This window comes from Pseudomonas paralactis, from assembly GCF_001439735.1.
GTDB classification, from domain to species: Bacteria; Pseudomonadota; Gammaproteobacteria; order Pseudomonadales; family Pseudomonadaceae; genus Aquipseudomonas; species Aquipseudomonas paralactis.
Map to the genome: position 1 here is coordinate 321853 of NZ_JYLN01000005.1, position 20708 is coordinate 342560.

Consider the following 20708-nt stretch of genomic DNA (forward strand, 5'->3'; position numbering starts at 1 on the left):
CTGGAGCGCATTCCGTCTGCAGAACTTTAGTGTTTTCAGGAGTTCCCGATGGCGAAGAAACCCAAGACAGCCACCTTCATCAAAGACCCGCTCTGGTACAAGGACGCGGTGATTTACCAGGTTCACGTCAAATCCTACTTTGACTCCAACAATGATGGCATCGGTGACTTCCCCGGGCTGATTGCCAAGCTCGACTACATCGCCGACCTTGGCGTGAACACCATCTGGCTGCTGCCGTTCTACCCCTCGCCACGCCGCGATGACGGCTACGATATTGCCGAATACCGTGGCGTGCACAGCGACTACGGGACCATGGCCGATGCCAAACGCTTCATCGCCGAGGCGCATAAACGCGGGCTGCGGGTAATTACAGAACTGGTGATCAACCACACCTCCGACCAGCACCCCTGGTTCCAGCGGGCGCGCAAGGCCAAGCCAGGCTCGGCGGCGCGGGATTTTTACGTGTGGTCGGACGATGACCAGAAGTACGACGGTACGCGCATCATTTTCCTGGATACCGAAAAATCCAACTGGACCTGGGACCCGGTCGCCGGCCAGTACTTCTGGCACCGCTTCTACTCTCACCAGCCCGACCTCAACTTCGATAACCCGCAAGTCATGAAGGCGGTACTGTCGGTGATGCGCTATTGGCTGGACCTGGGTATCGACGGCCTGCGCCTGGACGCCATCCCCTACCTGATCGAGCGCGACGGCACCAATAACGAAAACCTGGCTGAAACCCACGACGTCCTCAAGCAGATTCGCGCCGAAATCGATGCCCATTACCCCGACCGTATGTTGCTGGCTGAAGCCAACCAATGGCCGGAAGACACGCAGCTGTATTTTGGTGAGCGCAAAGGCGATGACGGCGATGAATGCCATATGGCCTTCCACTTCCCGCTGATGCCGCGCATGTACATGGCGCTGGCCCAGGAAGATCGCTTTCCTATCACCGATATTCTGCGCCAGACCCCGGAGATTCCCGCCAACTGCCAGTGGGCGATTTTCCTGCGTAACCATGATGAGCTGACCCTGGAAATGGTCACCGACAGGGAGCGTGATTACCTGTGGAACTACTATGCCGCCGACCGCCGTGCCCGAATCAACCTGGGTATTCGTCGACGCCTGGCGCCGCTGATGGAGCGCGATCGGCGCCGTGTCGAGTTGCTCAACAGCCTGTTGCTGTCGATGCCCGGCACGCCGACCCTGTATTACGGCGACGAGATCGGCATGGGTGACAACATCTATCTGGGCGACCGTGACGGTGTGCGTACGCCGATGCAATGGTCCATCGACCGCAACGGCGGCTTTTCCCGTGCCGACCCGGCCAGTCTGGTGCTGCCGCCGATCATGGACCCGCAATACGGGTATCAATCGGTCAACGTCGAGACCCAGGCCCAGGACCCGCATTCATTGCTCAACTGGACCCGGCGGATGCTCGCGGTGCGCAAGCAGTCCAAGGCCTTCGGCCGTGGCAGCCTGAAAATGCTCTCGCCGACCAACCGACGCATCCTGGCCTACACCCGTGAATACACCGGGGAAGACGGCCACACCGAAATCATCCTGTGCGTGGCCAACGTGTCGCGCAGCGCCCAGGCGGCGGAGCTGGACCTGTCTGCCTTCGCCGGCATGGTGCCGGTGGAAATGCTCGGTGGGAATGCCTTCCCACCGATTGGCCAGCTGAATTTCCTGCTGACCCTGGCGCCCTATGGTTTCTATTGGTTTGTGCTGGCGACGGAAAACCAGATGCCGAGCTGGCATGTGGAACCGGCGCAGAGCATGCCCGACTTCACCACTTTGGTACTGAAAAAACGCATGGAAGAATTACTCGAAGACCCTTGCCGCACCAGCCTGGAGCAAACCTCATTGCCGGCCTGGTTGCCCAAACGTCGCTGGTTTGCCGGCAAAGACACGGCGATCGACAGTGTGCACATCGCTTACGGCGTAAGGTTTGGCGACCCGCAGCACCCGGTATTGCTTAGCGAAATCGAGGTCAGCAGCGGCGGTCAGGTCAGCCGTTATCAATTGCCGTTGGGCTTTCTGGGCGAAGATCAAGCGACCAGCGCCTTGCCCCAGCAATTGGCCCTGGCCCGAGTGCGCCGTACCCGCCAGGTCGGGTTGGTGACCGATGCCTTCAGCCTTGAGCCTTTTATTCGTGAAGTCATCCAGGCCATGCAGGCGGGCACCGTGCTTAATTGCAGTGAGGGCGACCTGCGGTTTGAGGCCACGCAACACCTGGCCGGGCTGCAACTGACTCATGAATCGCCGGTGCGTTACTTGTCTGCTGAGCAGTCCAACAGTTCAGTGGTGGTGGGCGAGAGCCTGGTGCTCAAGCTGATTCGCAAAGTCAGCGCCGGGGTACACCCAGAGCTGGAAATGAGCGCCTACCTGACCGCTGCGGGTTACCCGAATATCTCGCCATTGCTGGGCTTTATGAGCCGCCGCGACGGGCAGGGGCAGGACAACCTGCTGATGATTGCCCAGGGCTATCTGAGCAACCAGGGTGATGCCTGGACCTGGACCCAGAACAACCTGGAGCGGGCGATCCGGGACGAGCTGGCCGAGGCCATCTCTGAACAGGAGCAGCACTACAACGCCCTGGGCGAACTGGCGGATTTCGCTGCGGCGCTCGGCCAGCGCCTGGGGGAAATGCATGGGGTGCTGGGTGCGCCAACGGATGACAAGGACTTCAAACCCGAAGTCACCACGGCCAAGGATACTCAGGCCTGGGCCAAGGATGTCGGCGCGCAGATTGAACGAGCCCTGCAATTGCTCAAGCTTCATCAAAGCCAGTTGAACCCCGCTGACCAGGCGTTGGTCAGTGAGTTACTGGCAAACAAAAAAGCCATCGCCGGGCATGTCCAGGCGTTGGCGAAGGCCACGCTCGGCGGGCTGCGGATTCGTGTCCATGGTGACTTGCACCTGGGGCAGGTGCTGGTGGTCAAGGGCGATGCTTACCTGATCGACTTTGAAGGGGAACCGGCGCGACCGCTGCATGAGCGGCGCGGCAAGCACAGCCCCTATAAAGACGTGAGCGGTGTGCTGCGCTCCTTTGATTATGCGGCAGCCATGGCCCTGAATGTGCAAGCAGTGGATCAGACGCCGCAAGCCAACAGTGCACGCAAGCGCGTCACGGACCGCTACCTGAGTGAAGCCCGCCAGGCATTTACCCAGGCTTATCAGACGGCGACGTCTACACTGGCGCATGACTGGCAGGATGCCAACGGCCAGGACGCAGCGCTGACGTTGTTCAGCCTGGAAAAGGCCGCGTACGAAGTGGCCTACGAAGCGGAAAATCGCCCGACCTGGTTGCCGGTGCCCTTGCAAGGGCTGCACGGTTTACTGAGCGGGCTTACACCTATATCGAAACCTGTACGCGGTGGGGAGACGTCATGAGTTTTACACATAAAGAACCGCTGCAGCCCAAGTTGACTGCATTGCCGGCGTCCAGGGACGTCGAAGCGCTGGTGCGCGCCGAACACCCGGATCCCTTTTCAATCCTGGGCCCTCACGATGACGAGCAGGGCGGCCAGTTTATTCGCGCCTTTGTGCCGGAAGCGCTGAGCGTTCAAGTGCTCAGCCGAGAGGGCAACGAAGTTCTAGGCAGCCTTGACGCAACCCAGGTGCCCGGTTTGTTTGTCGGGCAGTTCAGCACGCGTCAGCCGTACCTGCTGAAAATCCAGTGGGCCGGCGGTGAACAGATCACCGAAGACCCCTACAGTTTCAGTCAATTGCTGCTGGGGGAAATGGACCTTTACCTGTTTGCCGAAGGCAATCACCGCGACCTGGGCAATTGCCTGGGGGCCCAGGTGACCAGCGTCGATGGCGTTCAGGGTGTGCGCTTTGCGGTGTGGGCACCCAATGCGCGGCGGATTTCGGTGGTGGGCGATTTCAATATCTGGGACGGTCGCCGCCATCCCATGCGCCTGCGTCATCCCTCCGGCGTGTGGGAGATTTTTATCCCGCGTTTGCAGCCAGGTGCCGCCTACAAATACGAAATACTGGGTGCCCATGGGATCCTGCCGCTCAAGGCCGACCCGGTGGCGTTGGCAACCCAACTGCCGCCCGACACGGCCTCCAGGGTCGCCGCACCGTTGCAGGTGGACTGGCAAGACCATGAGTGGATGCAAGCCCGGGGTGACAAGCAGAAAGCCACGGCGCCGTTGTCGATCTATGAGCTGCACGTAGGCTCCTGGCAGTGCGAGCTGGACGAGGTCGGCGAGGTGGCCCGCCAGTATGGCTGGCGTGAACTGGCCGAGCGCTTGATCCCCTACGTGCAGCAATTGGGATTCACCCATATCGAGCTGATGCCGATCATGGAGCACCCCTTCGGTGGTTCCTGGGGCTATCAGGCCTTGTCACAATTCGCCCCGAGTGCGCGCTTTGGATCGCCCGAGGACTTCGCCTGGTTCGTCAATGCCTGTCACCAGGCGGATATTGGTGTGATCCTCGACTGGGTGCCGGCGCATTTCCCCACCGATACCCACGGCCTGGCGCAATTCGACGGCACGGCACTGTACGAGTACGCCAACCCGCTGGAAGGCTTTCACCAGGATTGGGACACGCTGATCTACAACCTGGGCCGCACGGAAGTGCACGGCTTTATGCTGGCGTCGGCCCTGCACTGGCTCAAGCATTTTCATGTGGATGGGCTACGGGTGGATGCGGTGGCCTCGATGTTGTACCGCGATTATTCGCGCAAGGCCGGCGAGTGGGTGCCCAACCGCCATGGCGGGCGCGAGAACCTGGAGGCGATCGATTTTCTGCGGCACTTGAACGACGTGGTCGCCCTGGAAGCGCCCGGTGCGCTGGTGATCGCCGAGGAGTCCACGGCGTGGCCGGGAGTCAGCCAGCCTACCCAACAAGGTGGCCTGGGGTTCAACTACAAGTGGAACATGGGCTGGATGCATGACTCGCTGCATTACATTCAGCAAGACCCGGTATACCGCGCCCATCACCACAATGAGCTGAGCTTCGGCCTGGTATACGCCTGGTCCGAGCGGTTTATTTTGCCGATCTCCCACGATGAAGTGGTGCACGGCAAGCACTCGCTGATCGACAAGATGCCCGGTGATCGCTGGCAGAAGTTTGCCAACCTGCGCGCCTATTTGAGTTTCATGTGGATGCATCCGGGCAAGAAGCTGTTGTTCATGGGCTGCGAATTCGGCCAGTGGCGCGAATGGAACCACGACCAGCAACTGGACTGGTACCTGCTGCAATATCCCGAGCACCGTGGCGTGCAGAAGCTGGTGGGCGATTTGAACCGCCTGTACCGCGAAGAGCCGGCGCTGCATGAACAGGATGACGCGCCCCAAGGCTTCCAGTGGTTGATTGGCGACGACGCAATCAACAGTGTTTACGCCTGGCTGCGCTGGAGCAAGGACGGCCGGCCGGTGCTGGTGGTTGCCAACTTCACCCCGGTGCCCCGTGAAGGCTATGCGGTGGGGGTGCCGTTCGCCGGGCGCTGGAGCGAGGTGATCAACAGCGATGCGGACACCTATGCCGGTTCCAACTTTGGCAATGGGGGAGAGGTGTTCACCCAGGATGAGCCGCGCCATGGGCAACCGGTGTCGCTGTCGTTGAACCTGCCGCCGCTGGGTGTGCTGATTCTGCGCCCGCAGGGAGCGTAGGGGCGCTGGATTGCCGGACGCAGTTGTTCTCGCTAATGGCAAGGTGCCACAATGGCGTCTTTGCCGTCGTACTCGACACAGGCGCATTGCATGAACAGCCTTGGGCATGGGCAAGATCAGGATCGCGTCATCGAGCAGCAGGTGCGAACCGACCGGTTGCACCAGCTGTTTCGCCAGTCGTTTTCGGCCATCTTCGGCAGTTACCTGGGTGCCGCCATGCTTTGCTGGCTGTGCTGGGATCGCTTCGATCACCGGATCATTCTGATATGGCTGGTGCTGCTGGGGTGCTCGTCACTGGTGCGTCTGCACCTGTTTGTGCAGTGGTTTGGGTGCCCTGAGAGCGAGCGCACTCCAGCGCGTTGGGAGCGACGTTATTGGATCACACTGATGGTGTCGGCAGGTATCTGGGGCGGCGGGGCGCTGGCACTGATGCCGGTTGACGATCGCGTGTCCCAGGTGCTGGTCATGCTCTTTACCGTAGGGATGTCAGTCAGTGCGGTGTCCTGCTATTCGGCCTATCGCTACATGACCCTCAGTTCAATGGCGTTGGTGCTGCTGCCCTGTACGCTGTGGCTGTTGTTCCAGCCGGCGCCGATGCAAGTGGGGGTGGCCCTGGCGGTGCTGGTGTTTTCGTCTTTTGTGGTTGGGGCCACCTGTAAATTGTCCGACGCGCTGGAGAAAGCCTTTCGCCTGACTCGGCAAATGGAGCGCACACACAGCCTTTCAACCCGCGCGGCCCAAAACGATGAGCGCGCCGGGTTTGATGATCAACACCGCTGAGGCTCAAAACCGCCATCAAATGGCCGTGGCGGGGGGATCATTGGACATCGCCCTTACCAACGCCCTGGCGACCTGTTCGGCGGAGTAGGGCTTGGCGACGAACTCGAACCCTTCATAACCACTGTCCGCCAGCTCTTCGCTGTAGCCCGAGACAAGTACCACCGGCAGGTCCTTACGCCGCTCACGCAGCAGTTTGGCCATCGCAACGCCGGTCATTCCCGGCATGACCACGTCCGAAAAAATCGCGTCGAAGGCTTGCGCGTCGCCACCGGCGAGGGCCAGTGCCTGTTCGGCGTTGGTCGCCCAGGTGGTCTTGTAACCCAGATCCTTGAGGATCTGGCTGGCGAAACGTCCCACTTCCAGGTTGTCTTCCACGATCAGCACATGCCGTTGGGCAGCATCCTGCGGCGGTGCAAGTTGCTCCTGTTCGTCCTGCTGCGGGGCGGCTTCGCCTTCCACTTGTGGCAGATACAAGGTGAACACAGTGCCCTGGCCTAGGGTACTTGCCACATCGATGTTACCGCCCGACTGTTTGGCAAAGCCGAAGACTTGCGACAGGCCCAGCCCGGTGCCTTTGCCAACGGCCTTGGTGGTGAAGAACGGTTCGAAGATACGGTCGATAGTGTCGGCAGCAATACCGGTACCGTTGTCGGCCAGCGAGATGGTGATGTAAGGCAGGCGCGACTCGGCGTCCCCACGGATGCGCGGCAGCGCCTGCTGCGCGGCGACCTTGAGGGTCAGGGTGCCCTGGCCGTCCATCGCGTCGCGAGCGTTGAGGGCTATGTTGATCAACGCGGTTTCGAGCTGGCTGGGGTCAATGCGTGCATAGCACGGCTGATCGGGCAACTGCACCTGAACATGAATACGTGCGCCGGTGACACTTTCAAGCATCTCGCCGATGTTGCGTACCCGCTGGCTGACATCCAACACCTGTGGGTTCAACGGCTGGCGACGGGCAAAGGCGAGCAATTGGCTGGTGAGCTTGCTGGCCCGCTCGACGGTGTCGGAGACGGCGCTCATGTAGCTCTGGCGACGCTCTTCCGACAGGCTCGGTTGGCGCAGGAAGTCCACGGACGAACGAATGATGGTCAGCAGGTTGTTGAAGTCATGGGCGACGCCGCCGGTCAGTTGGCCGATGGCTTCAAGCTTCTGTGACTGGCGTAGCGCAGCCTCGGCCTGGGCCAGCGCGAGGGTACGTTCTTCCACGCGCTGCTCCAGCGTAGCGTTAAGTTCGGTATAGGCCGCCAGGCCCTCGCGTACGGCGGCATCGGCGCGCACGCGTTCGATGTGCGCCCAGGAACGTTCGGTGACTTCACCGACCAGAGCCAGATCATAAGACGACCAGTGACGCGGCTGTTTGTCATGCACGGCCATCAACGCCGTGAGGCGCCCATCCTTGATCAGCGGCACGCAGATGGTGGCTGTAACACCCAGTGCCTGAAAGGTTGCCGCTTCATCGGCGGGCAGTTCAGTGAGGTTATTGCAAATCACCAGGGGCTGACCGGCGCTCAGACAGCTCACGGCGCCTTGGCCAAACGCCGCCAGGCTGTAATGCCCAATGATGCTGGGCGAGCCCTGTGCCGCCCAGTCGCCACGGATGGTGAAGCCGTCTTCGTCGTCATCCATGTCCGCGTAGGCGCAAATTGACACTTGCAGGTGATGCGCCAACAGCTGGGTGGTCGACTTCATGATGGCTTCAGCGTCGGTGGCACTGGTCACGGCGCTGCCGATCGCGTCCAGCACCGCCAGACGGCGGGCGAGGAATACGGTGGAGGTGGTCTCGGTCACCGTATCGAGCATGCCCACCACGTTGCCTTGGGGGTCGCGGATAGGGCTGTAGCAAAAAGTGAAGTACGCCTGTTCAGGCGCATCATTGCGCTTGATCACCAGCGGGAAGTTTTCAATATAGGTGGCATGCCCGGCGAATGCGGCGCTGGCGATGGGGCTGATTTCGCTCCACGCCTCCTGCCACACCTCGCTGAACGGGCGGCCCAACGCCTCGGGCTTGTTGCCCAGGATCGGCCTGAATGCATCGTTGTAGAGCGTAATCAACTCAGGTCCCCAGACGATGGCCTGGGGAAATCTGGAAGCGAAGCACAGTGCGACGGTGGTCTTCAATACATCGGGCCATTGCTCCAGCGGCCCGAGGGGCGTACTGGCCCAATCATGCTGGCGGACCCGCTCGGCCATATCGCTGCTGCCCTGCAGCCAATTCATCATGGGGTCAACACCTTATCTACCGCGGTTCGACGGTTGCCTGAAACGTCAGGTTGCCAAGCAACAGACCTGTCTGACCGCAACCAGTTCAGCGCGAGTATCCAAGTCATTGAGCACCGAATACACCTGTCCAATAGATGCCCGCATCGCTCTTGGGGTCCATCGCGTAGGCCGCGCCCAATTCGCGAAATTGCGGGTTCATCAGGTTGGCGCAGTGGCCAGGGCTGGCCAGCCAACCGTCCACCACCTTGCGCGGTGTGTCGAGCCCGGCAGCGATGTTTTCGCCGATGTTCTTCGCGATATACCCGGCCAGCTCGGCGCGGTCACCAGGTGTACGACCGTCGTGGTCCAGGTGGTCGAAGAAGTTGCCGTTGGCCATGTTGCGCGTGTGGCTGTTGGCCGCGCTGGCCAGGGTGTCGTTCCACGACAACGGTGTGGTCGCGCTGAAGGCCTGAGTGCCGCATTGGCGGGGTTCGGCGCGTGCGGCGTTGACCAGGTTGAGCAGTTGCTTGCCTTCGGTCTGCCAGTCGCCCAGGCCACTGGTCAGCAGCGGGCGGGCCAGCACGATGCGCCAATCCTGGCCGCTGTTGCTGACGCCGATGTCGACAAATTGCGGGTCCAGTACGACCCGGCAGAAGCTTTCGCGCACCGCCTTCATGGCAGCGTCGGCATCCTTGGGCCCGGACAGGCTGATGGCCTGCACGTTGACCATCGGGTACGCAGCCCGCGCCAGCGACTGCTGCAAATCGCCGACATTGGAGGCCGGCAGCACCAGCCGTGTGTCGTTGGTCAGCGGTGGCAGCTCCTGGGAGCCCTGGTCACCGCAGCGTTGCACCTGGCTGCGGTATTGGTTGATTTGTTGGACTAACTGACTTTCTTCATTCGCCATCGCGCTGGCGCAGAACACCGTAGTGGCGGCCAGCGTCGTAAGACCCATCATCAATGACAGAACGCGCATGGACGTTACCCTTGAACTTGAAAGTGCCCATGATGCGCGATCCAGGTGCTTGCATGCACCCGTTGATCCGAACTTTTTTCTTCAGTTCTTGAATTGGCCAAGCGTCGGTACGATTTTAGCCTGTCAGTTTTTTTGCTCCGAGTGGTAGCGCGTGCGAGCGCGGTTCCAGGCAATCACGCTGGCCAGCAGGATCATCCCTGCTGCCATGGCAAAGGTGATGTGCAGGCCGGCAGCGACCGCGTGGGGCGCTGCGTGAGTGATATCAGGGCTGCTCCTGGCGAATACCGCACCGAGCGCCGAGGTACCGAAAATCAGGCCCAGGTTGCGTGACAGATTCAGCAGGCCCGACACGGTGCCGCGGCGTGCCGCCGGAACATTGCTCATCACCGCGGTATTGTTGGCCGCCTGGAACAGGCTGTATCCCGCCGTCAACACAATCAGCGCAGCGAGGTAGGTAGCAAGGCCGGTTACCTGCGATAGCCACAGGGCTGCGCACAGCATCACACCCAGCCCCACGCGAGTCAGGCGCTGGCTGCCGAGGCGGTCGGTGAGGTAGCCCGCCGGTAGGCCGGTAATCGCAGCAACCCCCGGGCCAACTGCCATTGCCAGGCCCATCCAGGCAGGCTCCAGGCCCAGGCCACGGGACAGATAGAACGGGCCCACCACAAACGTGGCCATGATCACTGCCGACACCAGGGCGCTCATGATCAAGCCTGCGCGCAACCCCGCATCACTTAAAGGCGTCCAGAACGCATCGCGGGGTGACCCGCTGCGGCGGTTGGCATCCACCGGTAAATAGCGCCAGGCGAGGGCGGCGGCCAACCCGGCCAGGGGCATACCGATCAAGAACAGCGCCTGCCAGCCCCACAGGCTGAGCAGTACGCCTCCGACGCTGGGGCCCATGGCGGTGCCCAGCGCCGACATCGTGCCGAGTAGCCCCATGACCCGGCCGGTGCTTTGTTTGTTGACCGTGTCGCCGACCATCGCCAGGGTCATCGCCATCATGATCGCCGCGCCCAGGCCCTGCAGCACGCGTGCGCCGACCAGCCAGGGCAGGGAGGGCGAGACCGCACACCCTGCGCACCCAAGCGCAAACAGCAGCAACCCGGCCAGCAGCAGGCGCCGGCGGCCCAGGTAGTCGCCCAGTCGCCCGGCGCTGACGATCACCGCAGTGATGGTCAACAGGTAGGCGAGCACCACCCACTGCACCGCATGAAAGGACGCCCCAAAGGCTTGCGCCAAGGTGGGCAGGCCGACATTGGCAATGCTGGTGCCCAACGCGGCCAACAGCATGGAGAGCGACAAGGCAATGAGGCTGCCGCGCGTGGAGGTGTACATGAGCATTTCCTTGACTGAATGCGACTGTCACAAATCTACGGCGTGGCCTAACATGGCGGAAGACGCATGGGTTGCAGGTTATAACTGCACGTAACGCCTCGTGTATCTACACAACTTTCGTAGCCACTGCCCACGCTAACCACGATGCGAAGCGAGCCGCTCTTGCTCTTGATCTGCTTTTGATCTTGATCTTAGGCGCCCCGTTAAACCACGCTGGCCGGAATTCGACAGGGATTTGGGGGGTAAACCGGCAGGGATGCCGGTTTAGCCGCCCCGCGCCATGGATGGCGCGTGGCGGCGGCCCCCCAAATCCATGGCGGATTACGGGCACACCGAGCCTAAGCGAGGTGCCGAGTGGTGGGGCAAGAGCCCTTTGGTTACTTTGGGGCTCTTTTCCAAAGTGACCCGCTGTAAAAGCGGAACCCATAGCAGCCGTTACCCAAATAACGGATATGTACTCGATCAAAGCCCAGCATCCAGGTCGGCTCTTAGGCCGCCATCGAGGGCAAGCCCCCTCCCACACGAGGCAAGCGGAGCCTGCATGACCGACTTCAATCTGCTGATTACCCTGGACGTTTTGCTCGCCGAAGGCAGCGTCGCCCGTGCCGCCCAGCGGCTGCGCTTGAGCCCTTCGGCCATGAGCCGGGCCCTGGCGCGCTTGCGGGCGGCCACCGGTGACCCGTTGCTGGTACGCGCCGGTCGTGGCCTGGTGCCGACGCCACGGGCGCTGCAGTTGCGCGAGCAGGTCAGCCAACTGGTCCAGGATGCCCACGCCGTGCTGCGTCCGGCTCACGACCTGAACATGGCCGAGGTGCTGCGCACCTTTACCCTGCGCACCAGCGAAGAGTTTGTCGAACGCTTCGGCCCGGCCTTGCTGGCGCGTATCGCACGGGAGGCGCCTGACGTGCGCTTGCGTTTCGTCAATAAAAGCGACAAAGACAGCGTGCTGTTGCGTCAAGGTAGCGTCGACCTGGACATCGGCGTGGTCGATGCCGGTGCCAGCCCCGAGCTGCTGACCCAGGCGCTGTTTCGTGACCGCCTGGTAGGCGTGGTCCGCGCTGGCCATACCCTGAGCCGCGGCCCGATCAGCGCCGCACGGTTTGCCCAGGGACAGCATGTTTACGTGTCGCGGCGTGGGCAGGAGCGCGGCCAGATCGACGCTGCACTTGAAGCTCAAGGTCTGGTTCGACAGATCAGCACCGTGGTCGCCGGCTTCAACACCGCCATCGCCCTGGCGCGCGACACCGACCTGATCGCCAGCGTGCCGCAGCGTTACATCAGCGCAGCGGCTCAGGGGCTAAATTGCTTCGAATTGCCGGTCACGGTACCCACCTTCACCGTGGCGATGCTGTGGCACCCCCGTCAGGATGCCGACCTGGCACATCGTTGGCTGCGCGCTTGTTTGCGTGAGGTGTGCGGGCCATGAGCGGCCCGCAACGGGTACAATCGCCGCTGCCTTGACGCGAAACTCCAGGAATTTGCATGTTCAGCCTTACCCGTTACACCACGCCGTGCCCCGAACCGGTCAATAGCCAGATCCTGCAGATGGTGGTGGACAACCTCACCGACATCAGCAGCGTCGCGCTGGCACCCAGCAACTTGCTCTACAACATCTACCAGTACGCCATCGGTTTTGAGGTGCACCTGTACCTTGAAGCCTTGAATGGCGAAAAGGGCATTGCCGTCGAGCTGGTTGTGGCGATGCGCGACGAAACCGTTGTTGGCTTTTGCCTGTATCTACCGGTCAAGGACGATCCTCAAGCCTGTGGCATTGCCTTTATGGCGGTGCAGGCCGGCTTTCGTCGCCAGGGTGTGGCGACGAAAATGCTGGGCGAGGTGCTGGCGCGTTATCCCCACGCCGAGCTGGCCTGCGCGGTGGAGAAGGTTCCGGTATTCGAGGCCATGGGGTTTCAAGTGCGCGGCGCACGTGGCCCTCAAGTACTGATGAACACCCGGGACTATGGCACCGATGGCTTGATGGGCGTGTTGGATGTGGCAGCGATTTATCGCTCGCTGGAAGTGCGCCAGATCCACACTTACCTACTGCAAAAGCACGGCAAGCGCGCCATGGTGGACGCCGAAAAACAGCGTGACCGGCATCTGGATCAATTGACGCGCAAGGTCCAGCTGTTCATTCAGGAGCGTTTTCCTGCGACTTGACCCGCTTGCCCGCAATCGCTCACCCATAGCGTGGCGGCTCAGGTGGGCGCCGGTTTGACCGCCGCCGGCCATACCTTCGAAATTGCCGACCTTGCCGCCGAAGGGTTCGAACCACGTTACACCACTGCCGACCATCGGGTGCACCGCGCTCATGCAACCCCGCCGGTCGATGTGCTGGCTGAACAGGCCCGTATCGAGCGCGCCGACGCGCTGGTGATAGCCTTCCCGATCTATTGGTGGTCAGATGACAGCGCCTTCGATCGACACGGTTATGCCAAGGCCATGCACACCCAGATCGACTACGGCATCTTTGATTACTGCGGGGCGCAGGTGCTGACATCCAAGCTGTTGCTGGACTCGGAAAGCGGGGGCGCTCAGGCGCATTTGCAAACGGCCAGAGCTGTAGGGCAGGGGGTATTCGAGCGCGAGACGGTTGCGGGTTGATTCAGGTGTCGCGAAACAGGTCGTGGGCATCGAGCAAGCGATAGGCAATCTCGGGGCGTTTCTCCAGGCCGCGGCGGATCGCCGTCGGGATCGATTGACGAGTCTTGCGGCACATGCCCGGCAGCTCGTCGATCACGATCTGGATCCCGCGCATACTCTTGACCTCGGTATGCCCCGGCGCAATATGCACGCGGATGCCCAATTGCTCGTACATTCGCTGCTGCATGTGTTCCAGGTCTTGCAGGCTCTTGAGGCTTTCGAGGCGATCGAGCAGGATTTTCTCCTGCTGTCGCGTCAACTGAAGAATGCGCAGATCAGCGCCGGGAGTTTCCAGCAGTTGTTCACGGTTGCAGACACAGGCGCCGGGTGGGCAGGGTTGTCGAATGCTCATTGACGCTCCCGGCAAGGTTCAGTTGTAGGCGCGAGCAAGCTCGCGCCTACAGGTTTGTGTGTCAGTCGTTCAATTGAACACCCAGGCTGGCCAAGGCTTTCCAGTAGCCAGGGTAAGTCTTGGCCACGCAGTCCGGGTCCTGGATGCGAATTCCCGAGACTTTCAGCCCGGCCAGGGCAAAGCACATGGCGATGCGGTGGTCGGCGTGGGTGTCGATCAAGGCAGTGCACGCAGTGCCGGCCAGAGCTGGGTCGCTCGCCACCAGCAGGTCGTCGCCCTCGATGGTCGCCAGGCCCGGGCGGATCTCATTGAGGCCGTCGTGCAGGGCCTGTACGCGGTCACATTCCTTGACGCGCAGGTTCGCCAGTTCAGTGAAACGCACCGGGGTGTTGTTGAACGCGGCAAGCACCGCCAGGGTCGGGATGGCATCCTGCATTTGCGAACCGACCACCGTGGCCTGCATGTTCGGGAACTGGGCGATCACGGCCTGAGCCTGCGCGTCCGGCTGGGTGAAATCCCGGGCCGCCACACCGATGTCGATACGGCCACCGGTCAGCACTTCGGCGGCCCACAGGTAAGTGGCGGCGGAGGCGTCGGGTTCGATCAGGTAATCATGGGCGGTGTAGCCGGTCGGGGCCACGCGCCAGGTGGTGTCGTTCACGGCTTCAACCTGGGCGCCAAAGGCGCGCATGCAATCCAGGGTCAGGTCCACGTAGCCACGGGCGCCAATGTCCTTGCCGGTCAGCGCCACATCAATCGGCGCCTCGCCACAGGCGGCGAGCATCAGCAGGGCCGATACATACTGGCTGGACAAGCCGCCATCAATCTCGAAGCGCTTGGCGTGTACCTTGCCCGTGCCATGCACGGTCACGGGTGGGCAGCCGGTGGGGCTGTCGACCTGAATTCCGTTTTGGCCGAGAGCGACCAGCAGCGGGCCAATCGGGCGTTTTTGCATGTACTCGTCACCGTCCAGTACCACGCTGCCTTGCACCGTGGCCACGGCGGCGGTGAGAAAGCGCATGGCGGTCCCGGCGTTACCGAGGAACAGCGGTTGGGCCGGCAATTGCAGCGAGCCCTGGCTGGTGACGACGAAGGTGGTGTCGTCTGGCTCATCGATACTCACCCCCATCTGACGCAGGGCTACCGACATGTGGCGAGTGTCATCGCTCTTTAACGCACCGCTCAAGCGGCTGGTGCCCTTGGCCAATGCCGCCAGCAACAGGGCACGGTTGGTAATGGATTTGGAGCCGGGGGGCGCGACCTTGCCATTGAGAGGAAAGTTGGGCGGTGTAACGGTCACGGTTTTTTGCGAACTCAAGGTACAAGGCTCCTGGTCAAGGCGAGGTGGCGTGGAGTGGCCGACGTGCGGACCCGAATAATCAGGCAAACACGCCATGCTTGTCGAGCGAGCAGGTGATCTGCGTGAATTTTCTGACATGTGCTCCGATTCAAATGTAGGAGCGAGCTTGCTCGCGAAATACGTTAACGAAAACACGTATTTGCTGAATGAACGCGGCGCCTGTAAGTTTTTCGCGAGCAAGCTCGCTCCTACAAGGGCAAGCCCGCCTTACCGCTGGCTCAGCCAGTAGTCATGCAGCGCCCGCGCAGCCGGTTCGATTTCGCTGACCTGCTGTTGATGGGCGTTTACATCCAGGTCCGCCGGCAGCTCGAAATTGTCCTGTTCGGCGCACCCGGTGATTTTCTCCAGTTGCTCGGCTTGTTCAGCAAGCAGTTGCGGCCAGTTGCCAATCGTCACGCCACGCACGTAACCAAAACACCATTCTTCAGCCAGCGTCACCGCCTGGTCTCGATGGTCGGTTTCATCGAAACGGGCTTTGAATGCCTGGGAGTCAGTGGCCAATTGCGCGGCCAGGGTATTCATATGGCGTACACACAGTTCGAGAAAAGCCTGGGCCTCGTCCATATTGTCCCATTCAGGGTTTTGCCCACCCCAGATCGCCGGGAACCATTCGGCCACGTCTACCTTGGCCGGGCTGGAAACCAGGGCGGTGAAATAACCGTCCAGTTCGGCCATGTTCAGCACCGAATGGTCTTCGCCGTATTTGAGCAAGGTGGCGTCAATGAAGTCGAAATCGGCGGGAGCGAGGGGTTGGGTGTGCATGGCATATCCTTAAAACGTCGAGCGCCGCTGACAGGGCGGCTTAAAGCGCAAAGGATGGCCTGTGCACCGGGTTTTATCCAGCGGCTTTTCCCTCACCGTGGCCAGTCCCGCTTTTGGCCGATGCGCCGTGGCGCACCCTTGATATAGTCTGGCCTTTCTCAATCGCCAGTCAGGGATCACTGCCATGTCCGAATACCAAGCCTTTGTCGTTGAACTGAGCGGCAACGTTGCCCATGTGCAGATCAACCGTCCGGAAAAAATCAACGCCATGAGCGCGGCGTTCTGGACCGAAATCATCGACATCTTCCAGTGGATCGACGATACCGATGCCGTGCGCGCCGTGGTGCTCAGTGGTGCGGGCAAGCATTTCTCCTCGGGTATCGACCTGATGATGCTGGCCTCGATAGCCAATGAGTTCAGCAAGGATGTGGGGCGCAATGCACGCTTGTTGAGGCGCAAGATCCTTGAGCTGCAAGCCTCGTTCAATGCGGTCGACAATTGCCGCAAGCCGGTACTCGCGGCGATCCAGGGCTATTGCATTGGCGGGGCGATCGACCTGATCAGCGCCTGCGATATGCGCTACGCGGCCGAGGGCGCGCAGTTCTCGATCAAGGAAATCGACATCGGCATGGCCGCCGACGTGGGTACCCTGCAGCGCCTGCCGCGCATCATCGGCGACGGGATGTTGCGTGAGCTGGCCTACACCGGTCGCCAGTTCTGCGCTGAAGAAGCGCGCAGCATCGGCCTGGTCAATCGTGTGTATGCCGATCAGGACAGCCTGCTGGCCGGCGTTATGGAAATTGCCCATGAAATCGCCGCCAAGTCGCCGATTGCCGTGACCGGCACCAAAGCCATGATCAGCTACATGCGTGACCACACAGTCAATGATGGCCTGGAATACGTTGCCACCTGGAACTCGGCTATGTTGCAATCCAACGACTTGCGCGTGGCCATTGCGGCCCATATGAGCAAGCAGAAACCCGAATTCGTGGATTGATTGATATGACCCCAGGCTGGATTACCACAACGCTGCTGGATAACGACGCCGTCGGCGGCTGGGCCGTGGCCCGCAGCCGTGAGGGCTTTTTGCACGACGCCAACGGTCCTCTGTTCCCTCGGGCGTGGCTTAAACGCCAGGACCTGCCGGTGTTCGCTGAACACGGCATCGGCCACCTCGATGGTGAACCGGTGTATTTGCTGGAACTGGACAGCGCTGTCGACGTGCCGGAGTGCAGTTGGCAGGGGCTGCGCGGTTTCATGCTACAGGGCGATCACACCCTCTACCGAGTGCTGGGCTACGCCGCGCAGATCGGTACCTGGGCGCGTGAGCATCGCTTTTGCGGCAGTTGCGGCCAGGCCATGGTTCAGGTCCCGCGGGAGCGGGCGATGCACTGCGCGCCCTGCGACCTGCGCAGCTACCCACGGATTTCGCCGAGCATGATCGTGCTGGTAACCCGTGGCGACGAGATTCTGCTGGCGCGCTCGCCACGCTTCGTCACAGGGGTCTACAGCACCTTGGCCGGCTTTGCCGAACCTGGTGAATCGGCCGAAGACTGCCTGATCCGCGAAGTGCGCGAGGAAGTGCAGATTGAAGTGAAGAATATCCAGTACATGGGCAGCCAGTGCTGGCCGTTCCCCCATTCGATGATGCTGGGGTTTCACGCCGAGTATGCCGGTGGCGACATCGTGCCCCAGGCCGACGAGATCGAGGATGCGCAGTGGTTCAACATCCACGAACTGCCGCCGTTGCCGGCGTCACGTTCGATTGCGCGTTACCTGATCGATCTCTATGTGGCCCGCCGCTTAGGCCACGCTGAACCAGTGCTGCCAGGCTAGGCGCACGGTCAGGCCCAGCACCACGGTGATAAACACCGGGCGAATGAATTTGGCGCCGCCGCTGATTGCGCTGCGTGCGCCAAAGAACGCGCCACACATCACTGACACGCCCATCGCCAGCCCGACGATCCAGTCTACCGAGCCATTGATGATAAACACCGTCAGCGCCGCCGCGTTGCTGACGAAGTTCATGCTGCGCGCGACGCCGCTGGCCTTCACCAGGTCGATGGGGTGCAGCAGCATCGTGCTGACGGTCCAGAAGGCACCGGTGCCAGGCCCGGCCACGCCGTCGTAGAAGCCCAGGCCAAAGCCCTGGGTGGCCTGCCATTTCTTCTTGATCGGTGCTTCGGCATCCACCGGCGCCTTTGGCGTACCGCCGAACAACAGGTACACCCCGCAGGCAAAGACGATCACCGGCAGCATCTTGTTCAGGGTTTCGGCGGGCAGGTAGTGGGCGACCACCGCACCGGTCAGCGCGCCGATCAATGTACCGACGATGGCGTGCACCCATTGGCGCGGGTGGAACAGCTTGCGCCGGTAAAAGGTGAAACTGGCGGTGGCCGAGCCGAAGGTGGAGCTGAGTTTGTTGGTGCCCAGTACCAGGTGCGGCGGCATACCGGCGGTGAGCAGAGCCGGAGTGGTCAGCAGCCCGCCGCCGCCGGCGATGGCGTCGATAAAACCGGCGATAAAGGCAACGACGGCCAGGATGGCCAGGGTGGCGAGGTCAACGCTGAGTTCGAAGGGCATGGGCAGGGCTTATTGTTGGAGGTGCGCTATGCGAAGGCCGCCATCTTACCTGCCGAATGCACGCAGAACCAAGTGTGGAGGCGGCTGGCGCTAGCGCCTGTAGGAGCGAGCTTGCTCGCGAAAAACCCATAGGCGCCGCGTTTATTCAGGAACCACGCGTTATCGTTGATGTTTTTCGCGAGCAAGCTCGCTCCTACAGGCATTCGGGCAAGCTGTACCCGTTTGGCTATTTGTGGGTTCCCAGCCACTCCAGCGCCGTGCGCCAAATGCAAATACCCAGGAAATACGCCGACATCAGCGACCACAATCCGAACGTCCACGGGTTGGTGTTGGGATAGTCCACCACCATCAAGAAGCTGCACAGTAACCAGATCGTAGTCACCGCAATATTGATCGGCATGAAGCGCTTGACCCGGAATGGGTGCAAAAACTTCATCGGTGTCACGGTCAGCAGGGCCAGGCCGATCACGGTCAGCAAGGTGACCCAGGCGTCAGGCTGGATGATGTACACGCACAGGGCGACCACGTTCCAGGCGGCGGGGAAGCCGACGAAGTAGTTGTCCTTGCTCTTCATGTTCACATTGCAAAAGCAGAACAGCGAAGACACCAGAATCACCGACACCGTAAACAGGTGAGTGAATTCCGGCAGGTCGATATAGCGGTAGATAAACAGTGCGGGGATAAACACATAGGTGAGGTAATCGATCACCAGGTCCAGAACCGAGCCGTCAAAGCTGGGCAATACCGTGCTGACATTCAGCCGTCGCGCCAGCGAACCATCGACGCCATCCACCACCAGCGCCAGGCCCAGCCACAGCAGGCACGCCTTGGGGGAGTTTTCCAGCAGCGCCAGGGTGGCCAGAAAGGCCAGTACCACACCGGTGGCGGTAAAGCCGTGGGCGCCCCAGGCTTTGAGTCTGGCTACATGCAGGGTCGATATCACGGGCGGTTCTCCAAAAGGTCAAACGGGGCAGCCGACAACGTAGCGCCGTCGAGTCTGGCCGGGGAATGCAGGTATCGACCGGGAAGGGGGGGATAAGGTTCACCGCCCGGTGTCTGCGTAAGCGTAGCAAGCGTAGGACGATTCGGCATCAACCCTGACGGAACACCAGGGCCTTTAACCCGCTTTGCGCATCAACATCGGGAAATTCCGGCGGGTTGTCCAGGCGCTGCACAAAGCGCAGGCCCGGTGCTTCGCGGGTCACGCCGTCGATCAGGAAGTCTTCGCCGAAGGCTGGATCGTTCATGCACGCCAGCACCGTACCCTGGGTGGTGAGCAAGTCCGGCAAGCGGCGCAGCACGCGCTGGTAGTCCTTGGTCAAAAGGAAGCTGCCTTTCTGGAACGACGGCGGGTCGATGATCACCAGATCGTATGGGCCGCTGTTGGTGACCTTGGCCCAGGACTTGAACAGGTCGTGGCCCAAAAAAGTGACTTTACCCAGGTCATGCCCGTTCAGGCGATGGTTGTCGCGGCCACGGCCGAGGGCGCCCCGGGCCATGTCCAGGTTCACCACATGGTCGGCGAGGCCTTCGATGGCGGCTACCGAAAAACCACAGGTATAGGCAAACAAATTCAGCACGCGCTGGCCCTTGGCCTGTTCGCGTACCCAGTTGCGCCCGTAACGCATGTCGAGGAACAGCCCACTGTTCTGCTTTTTGCCCAGGTCGATCAGGTAGCGCAGGCCGCCCTCGGTGATGGTCAGCTCATCGATGGCATCGCCCACCAGCCATTCGGTGGTGCTTTGCGGCAGGTAGCGGTGTTGCAGGGCCACAGTGCGCACGCCGAAAGCGGCCCAATCGATGTGCAGCAGCGTCTGCTTGAGGGCTTGCAGTTGCTCGGTTTCCTTGAACAAGGCCACCAGCACCACCCCTTGCAGCCAGTCCACCGTCAGTTGTTCCAGGCCCGGCCAGCACCGGCCACGGCCATGGAACAGGCGCCGGGTTTCCGCCGGCGCATCAGCCAGGGCGGTCAGCAAGTGGGCATGCAGGGTAGCGAGTGCGTCTGGGTTCATCGTTGTGCGTCAGTCATCGGGCGGGCGGCATTTTAAACACAATTGGGTGGGAACTGGCTTGCTTGTGATGACC

Annotated in this window: 15 protein-coding genes and 2 pseudogenes; 8 read left to right on the plus strand and 9 right to left on the minus strand. The window is 61.5% G+C overall.

The genetic code is table 11. From position 1 onward, the window contains the following. Positions 1 to 48: 48 nt before the first annotated feature. From treS to TX23_RS15530, 3 genes and pseudogenes are all read left to right on the plus strand, one after another. Complete coding sequence (gene treS, locus TX23_RS15520) at positions 49 to 3396, plus strand: maltose alpha-D-glucosyltransferase (protein ID WP_057702939.1); 3348 nt, start codon at positions 49 to 51, stop codon at positions 3394 to 3396. Next, positions 3393 to 5630, plus strand: a complete 2238-nt coding sequence (glgB, locus tag TX23_RS15525; RefSeq protein ID WP_057702940.1) for a 1,4-alpha-glucan branching protein GlgB — start codon at positions 3393 to 3395, stop codon at positions 5628 to 5630. The genes treS and glgB overlap by 4 nt, the downstream gene beginning before the upstream one ends. A 90-nt stretch (positions 5631 to 5720) precedes the next feature. Beyond that, a pseudogene (locus tag TX23_RS15530) lies at positions 5721 to 6389 on the plus strand (GGDEF domain-containing protein); the annotation flags it as partial. Between the two features lie 36 nt (positions 6390 to 6425). Here TX23_RS15530 and TX23_RS15535 read toward each other — a convergent pair. The 3 genes from TX23_RS15535 to TX23_RS15545 form a co-directional block, all read right to left on the minus strand. Continuing rightward, positions 6426 to 8630 (minus strand): GAF domain-containing hybrid sensor histidine kinase/response regulator, encoded by a 2205-nt coding sequence (locus TX23_RS15535; RefSeq protein ID WP_057702941.1) that lies wholly within the window; start codon positions 8628 to 8630, stop codon positions 6426 to 6428. A 103-nt stretch (positions 8631 to 8733) separates the two neighbouring features. Then, positions 8734 to 9585 carry a CAP domain-containing protein gene (locus tag TX23_RS15540; protein WP_057702942.1) on the minus strand — a complete coding sequence of 284 codons (852 nt, stop codon included), beginning with the start codon at positions 9583 to 9585 and terminating at the stop codon, positions 8734 to 8736. A 123-nt stretch (positions 9586 to 9708) separates the two neighbouring features. After that, entirely contained in the window at positions 9709 to 10923 is a 1215-nt protein-coding gene (locus tag TX23_RS15545) for an MFS transporter (RefSeq protein WP_057702943.1), read from the minus strand. 541 nt (positions 10924 to 11464) lie between these two features. Here TX23_RS15545 and TX23_RS15550 point away from each other — a divergent pair. The 3 genes and pseudogenes from TX23_RS15550 to TX23_RS15560 all read left to right on the plus strand — a co-directional run. Next, positions 11465 to 12349, plus strand: a complete 885-nt coding sequence (locus TX23_RS15550) for a LysR family transcriptional regulator (protein WP_057702944.1) — start codon at positions 11465 to 11467, stop codon at positions 12347 to 12349. A gap of 56 nt (positions 12350 to 12405) precedes the next feature. Continuing rightward, positions 12406 to 13083: a GNAT family N-acetyltransferase gene (locus TX23_RS15555; protein WP_057702945.1), complete on the plus strand. Its 678-nt coding sequence runs from the start codon at positions 12406 to 12408 to the stop codon at positions 13081 to 13083. 9 nt (positions 13084 to 13092) lie between these two features. Continuing rightward, positions 13093 to 13527: pseudogene (locus tag TX23_RS15560) on the plus strand (NAD(P)H-dependent oxidoreductase); the annotation flags it as partial. Between the two features lies 1 nt (position 13528). Here the strand turns inward: TX23_RS15560 and TX23_RS15565 are convergent. From TX23_RS15565 to TX23_RS15575, 3 genes are all read right to left on the minus strand, one after another. Beyond that, on the minus strand, positions 13529 to 13918 hold the full coding sequence (locus TX23_RS15565; protein WP_057702947.1) for a hypothetical protein: 390 nt from the start codon (positions 13916 to 13918) through the stop codon (positions 13529 to 13531). A 61-nt stretch (positions 13919 to 13979) separates the two neighbouring features. Beyond that, a complete protein-coding gene (gene aroA / locus TX23_RS15570) occupies positions 13980 to 15236 on the minus strand; it encodes a 3-phosphoshikimate 1-carboxyvinyltransferase (RefSeq protein WP_057702948.1) in 1257 nt (418 codons plus the stop codon). Between the two features lie 249 nt (positions 15237 to 15485). Beyond that, positions 15486 to 16040, minus strand: a complete 555-nt coding sequence (locus TX23_RS15575) for a UPF0149 family protein (RefSeq protein WP_057702949.1) — start codon at positions 16038 to 16040, stop codon at positions 15486 to 15488. A 184-nt stretch (positions 16041 to 16224) separates the two neighbouring features. On the opposite strand from TX23_RS15575, the gene TX23_RS15580 reads away from it, so the two are divergent. Both TX23_RS15580 and nudC read left to right on the plus strand, forming a co-directional pair. Further along, positions 16225 to 17037: a crotonase/enoyl-CoA hydratase family protein gene (locus TX23_RS15580; protein WP_057702950.1), complete on the plus strand. Its 813-nt coding sequence runs from the start codon at positions 16225 to 16227 to the stop codon at positions 17035 to 17037. 5 nt (positions 17038 to 17042) lie between these two features. After that, positions 17043 to 17876, plus strand: a complete 834-nt coding sequence (gene nudC / locus TX23_RS15585; RefSeq protein ID WP_057702951.1) for an NAD(+) diphosphatase — start codon at positions 17043 to 17045, stop codon at positions 17874 to 17876. Here the strand turns inward: nudC and TX23_RS15590 are convergent. The 3 genes from TX23_RS15590 to TX23_RS15600 all read right to left on the minus strand — a co-directional run bounded on the left by TX23_RS15590 (position 17844) and on the right by TX23_RS15600 (position 20635). Beyond that, on the minus strand, positions 17844 to 18623 hold the full coding sequence (locus TX23_RS15590; protein ID WP_057702952.1) for a TSUP family transporter: 780 nt from the start codon (positions 18621 to 18623) through the stop codon (positions 17844 to 17846). The genes nudC and TX23_RS15590 overlap by 33 nt on opposite strands. Before the next feature lie 226 nt (positions 18624 to 18849). Beyond that, a complete protein-coding gene (gene pcsA / locus TX23_RS15595) occupies positions 18850 to 19566 on the minus strand; it encodes a phosphatidylcholine synthase (RefSeq protein ID WP_057702953.1) in 717 nt (238 codons plus the stop codon). A 148-nt stretch (positions 19567 to 19714) separates the two neighbouring features. Continuing rightward, positions 19715 to 20635, minus strand: a complete 921-nt coding sequence (locus tag TX23_RS15600; protein WP_057702954.1) for a class I SAM-dependent methyltransferase — start codon at positions 20633 to 20635, stop codon at positions 19715 to 19717. Positions 20636 to 20708 lie beyond the last annotated feature (73 nt).

Coding starts and splice junctions, on each gene's coding strand:
- treS (WP_057702939.1), top strand. CDS start 49: ATGGCGAAGAAACCCAAGACAGCCACCTTCATCAAAGACCCGCTCTGG.
- glgB (WP_057702940.1), top strand. CDS start 3,393: ATGAGTTTTACACATAAAGAACCGCTGCAGCCCAAGTTGACTGCATTG.
- TX23_RS15535 (WP_057702941.1), bottom strand. CDS start 8,630: ATGATGAATTGGCTGCAGGGCAGCAGCGATATGGCCGAGCGGGTCCGC.
- TX23_RS15540 (WP_057702942.1), bottom strand. CDS start 9,585: ATGCGCGTTCTGTCATTGATGATGGGTCTTACGACGCTGGCCGCCACT.
- TX23_RS15545 (WP_057702943.1), bottom strand. CDS start 10,923: ATGTACACCTCCACGCGCGGCAGCCTCATTGCCTTGTCGCTCTCCATG.
- TX23_RS15550 (WP_057702944.1), top strand. CDS start 11,465: ATGACCGACTTCAATCTGCTGATTACCCTGGACGTTTTGCTCGCCGAA.
- TX23_RS15555 (WP_057702945.1), top strand. CDS start 12,406: ATGTTCAGCCTTACCCGTTACACCACGCCGTGCCCCGAACCGGTCAAT.
- TX23_RS15565 (WP_057702947.1), bottom strand. CDS start 13,918: ATGAGCATTCGACAACCCTGCCCACCCGGCGCCTGTGTCTGCAACCGT.
- TX23_RS15575 (WP_057702949.1), bottom strand. CDS start 16,040: ATGCACACCCAACCCCTCGCTCCCGCCGATTTCGACTTCATTGACGCC.
- TX23_RS15580 (WP_057702950.1), top strand. CDS start 16,225: ATGTCCGAATACCAAGCCTTTGTCGTTGAACTGAGCGGCAACGTTGCC.
- nudC (WP_057702951.1), top strand. CDS start 17,043: ATGACCCCAGGCTGGATTACCACAACGCTGCTGGATAACGACGCCGTC.
- TX23_RS15590 (WP_057702952.1), bottom strand. CDS start 18,623: ATGCCCTTCGAACTCAGCGTTGACCTCGCCACCCTGGCCATCCTGGCC.
- TX23_RS15600 (WP_057702954.1), bottom strand. CDS start 20,635: ATGAACCCAGACGCACTCGCTACCCTGCATGCCCACTTGCTGACCGCC.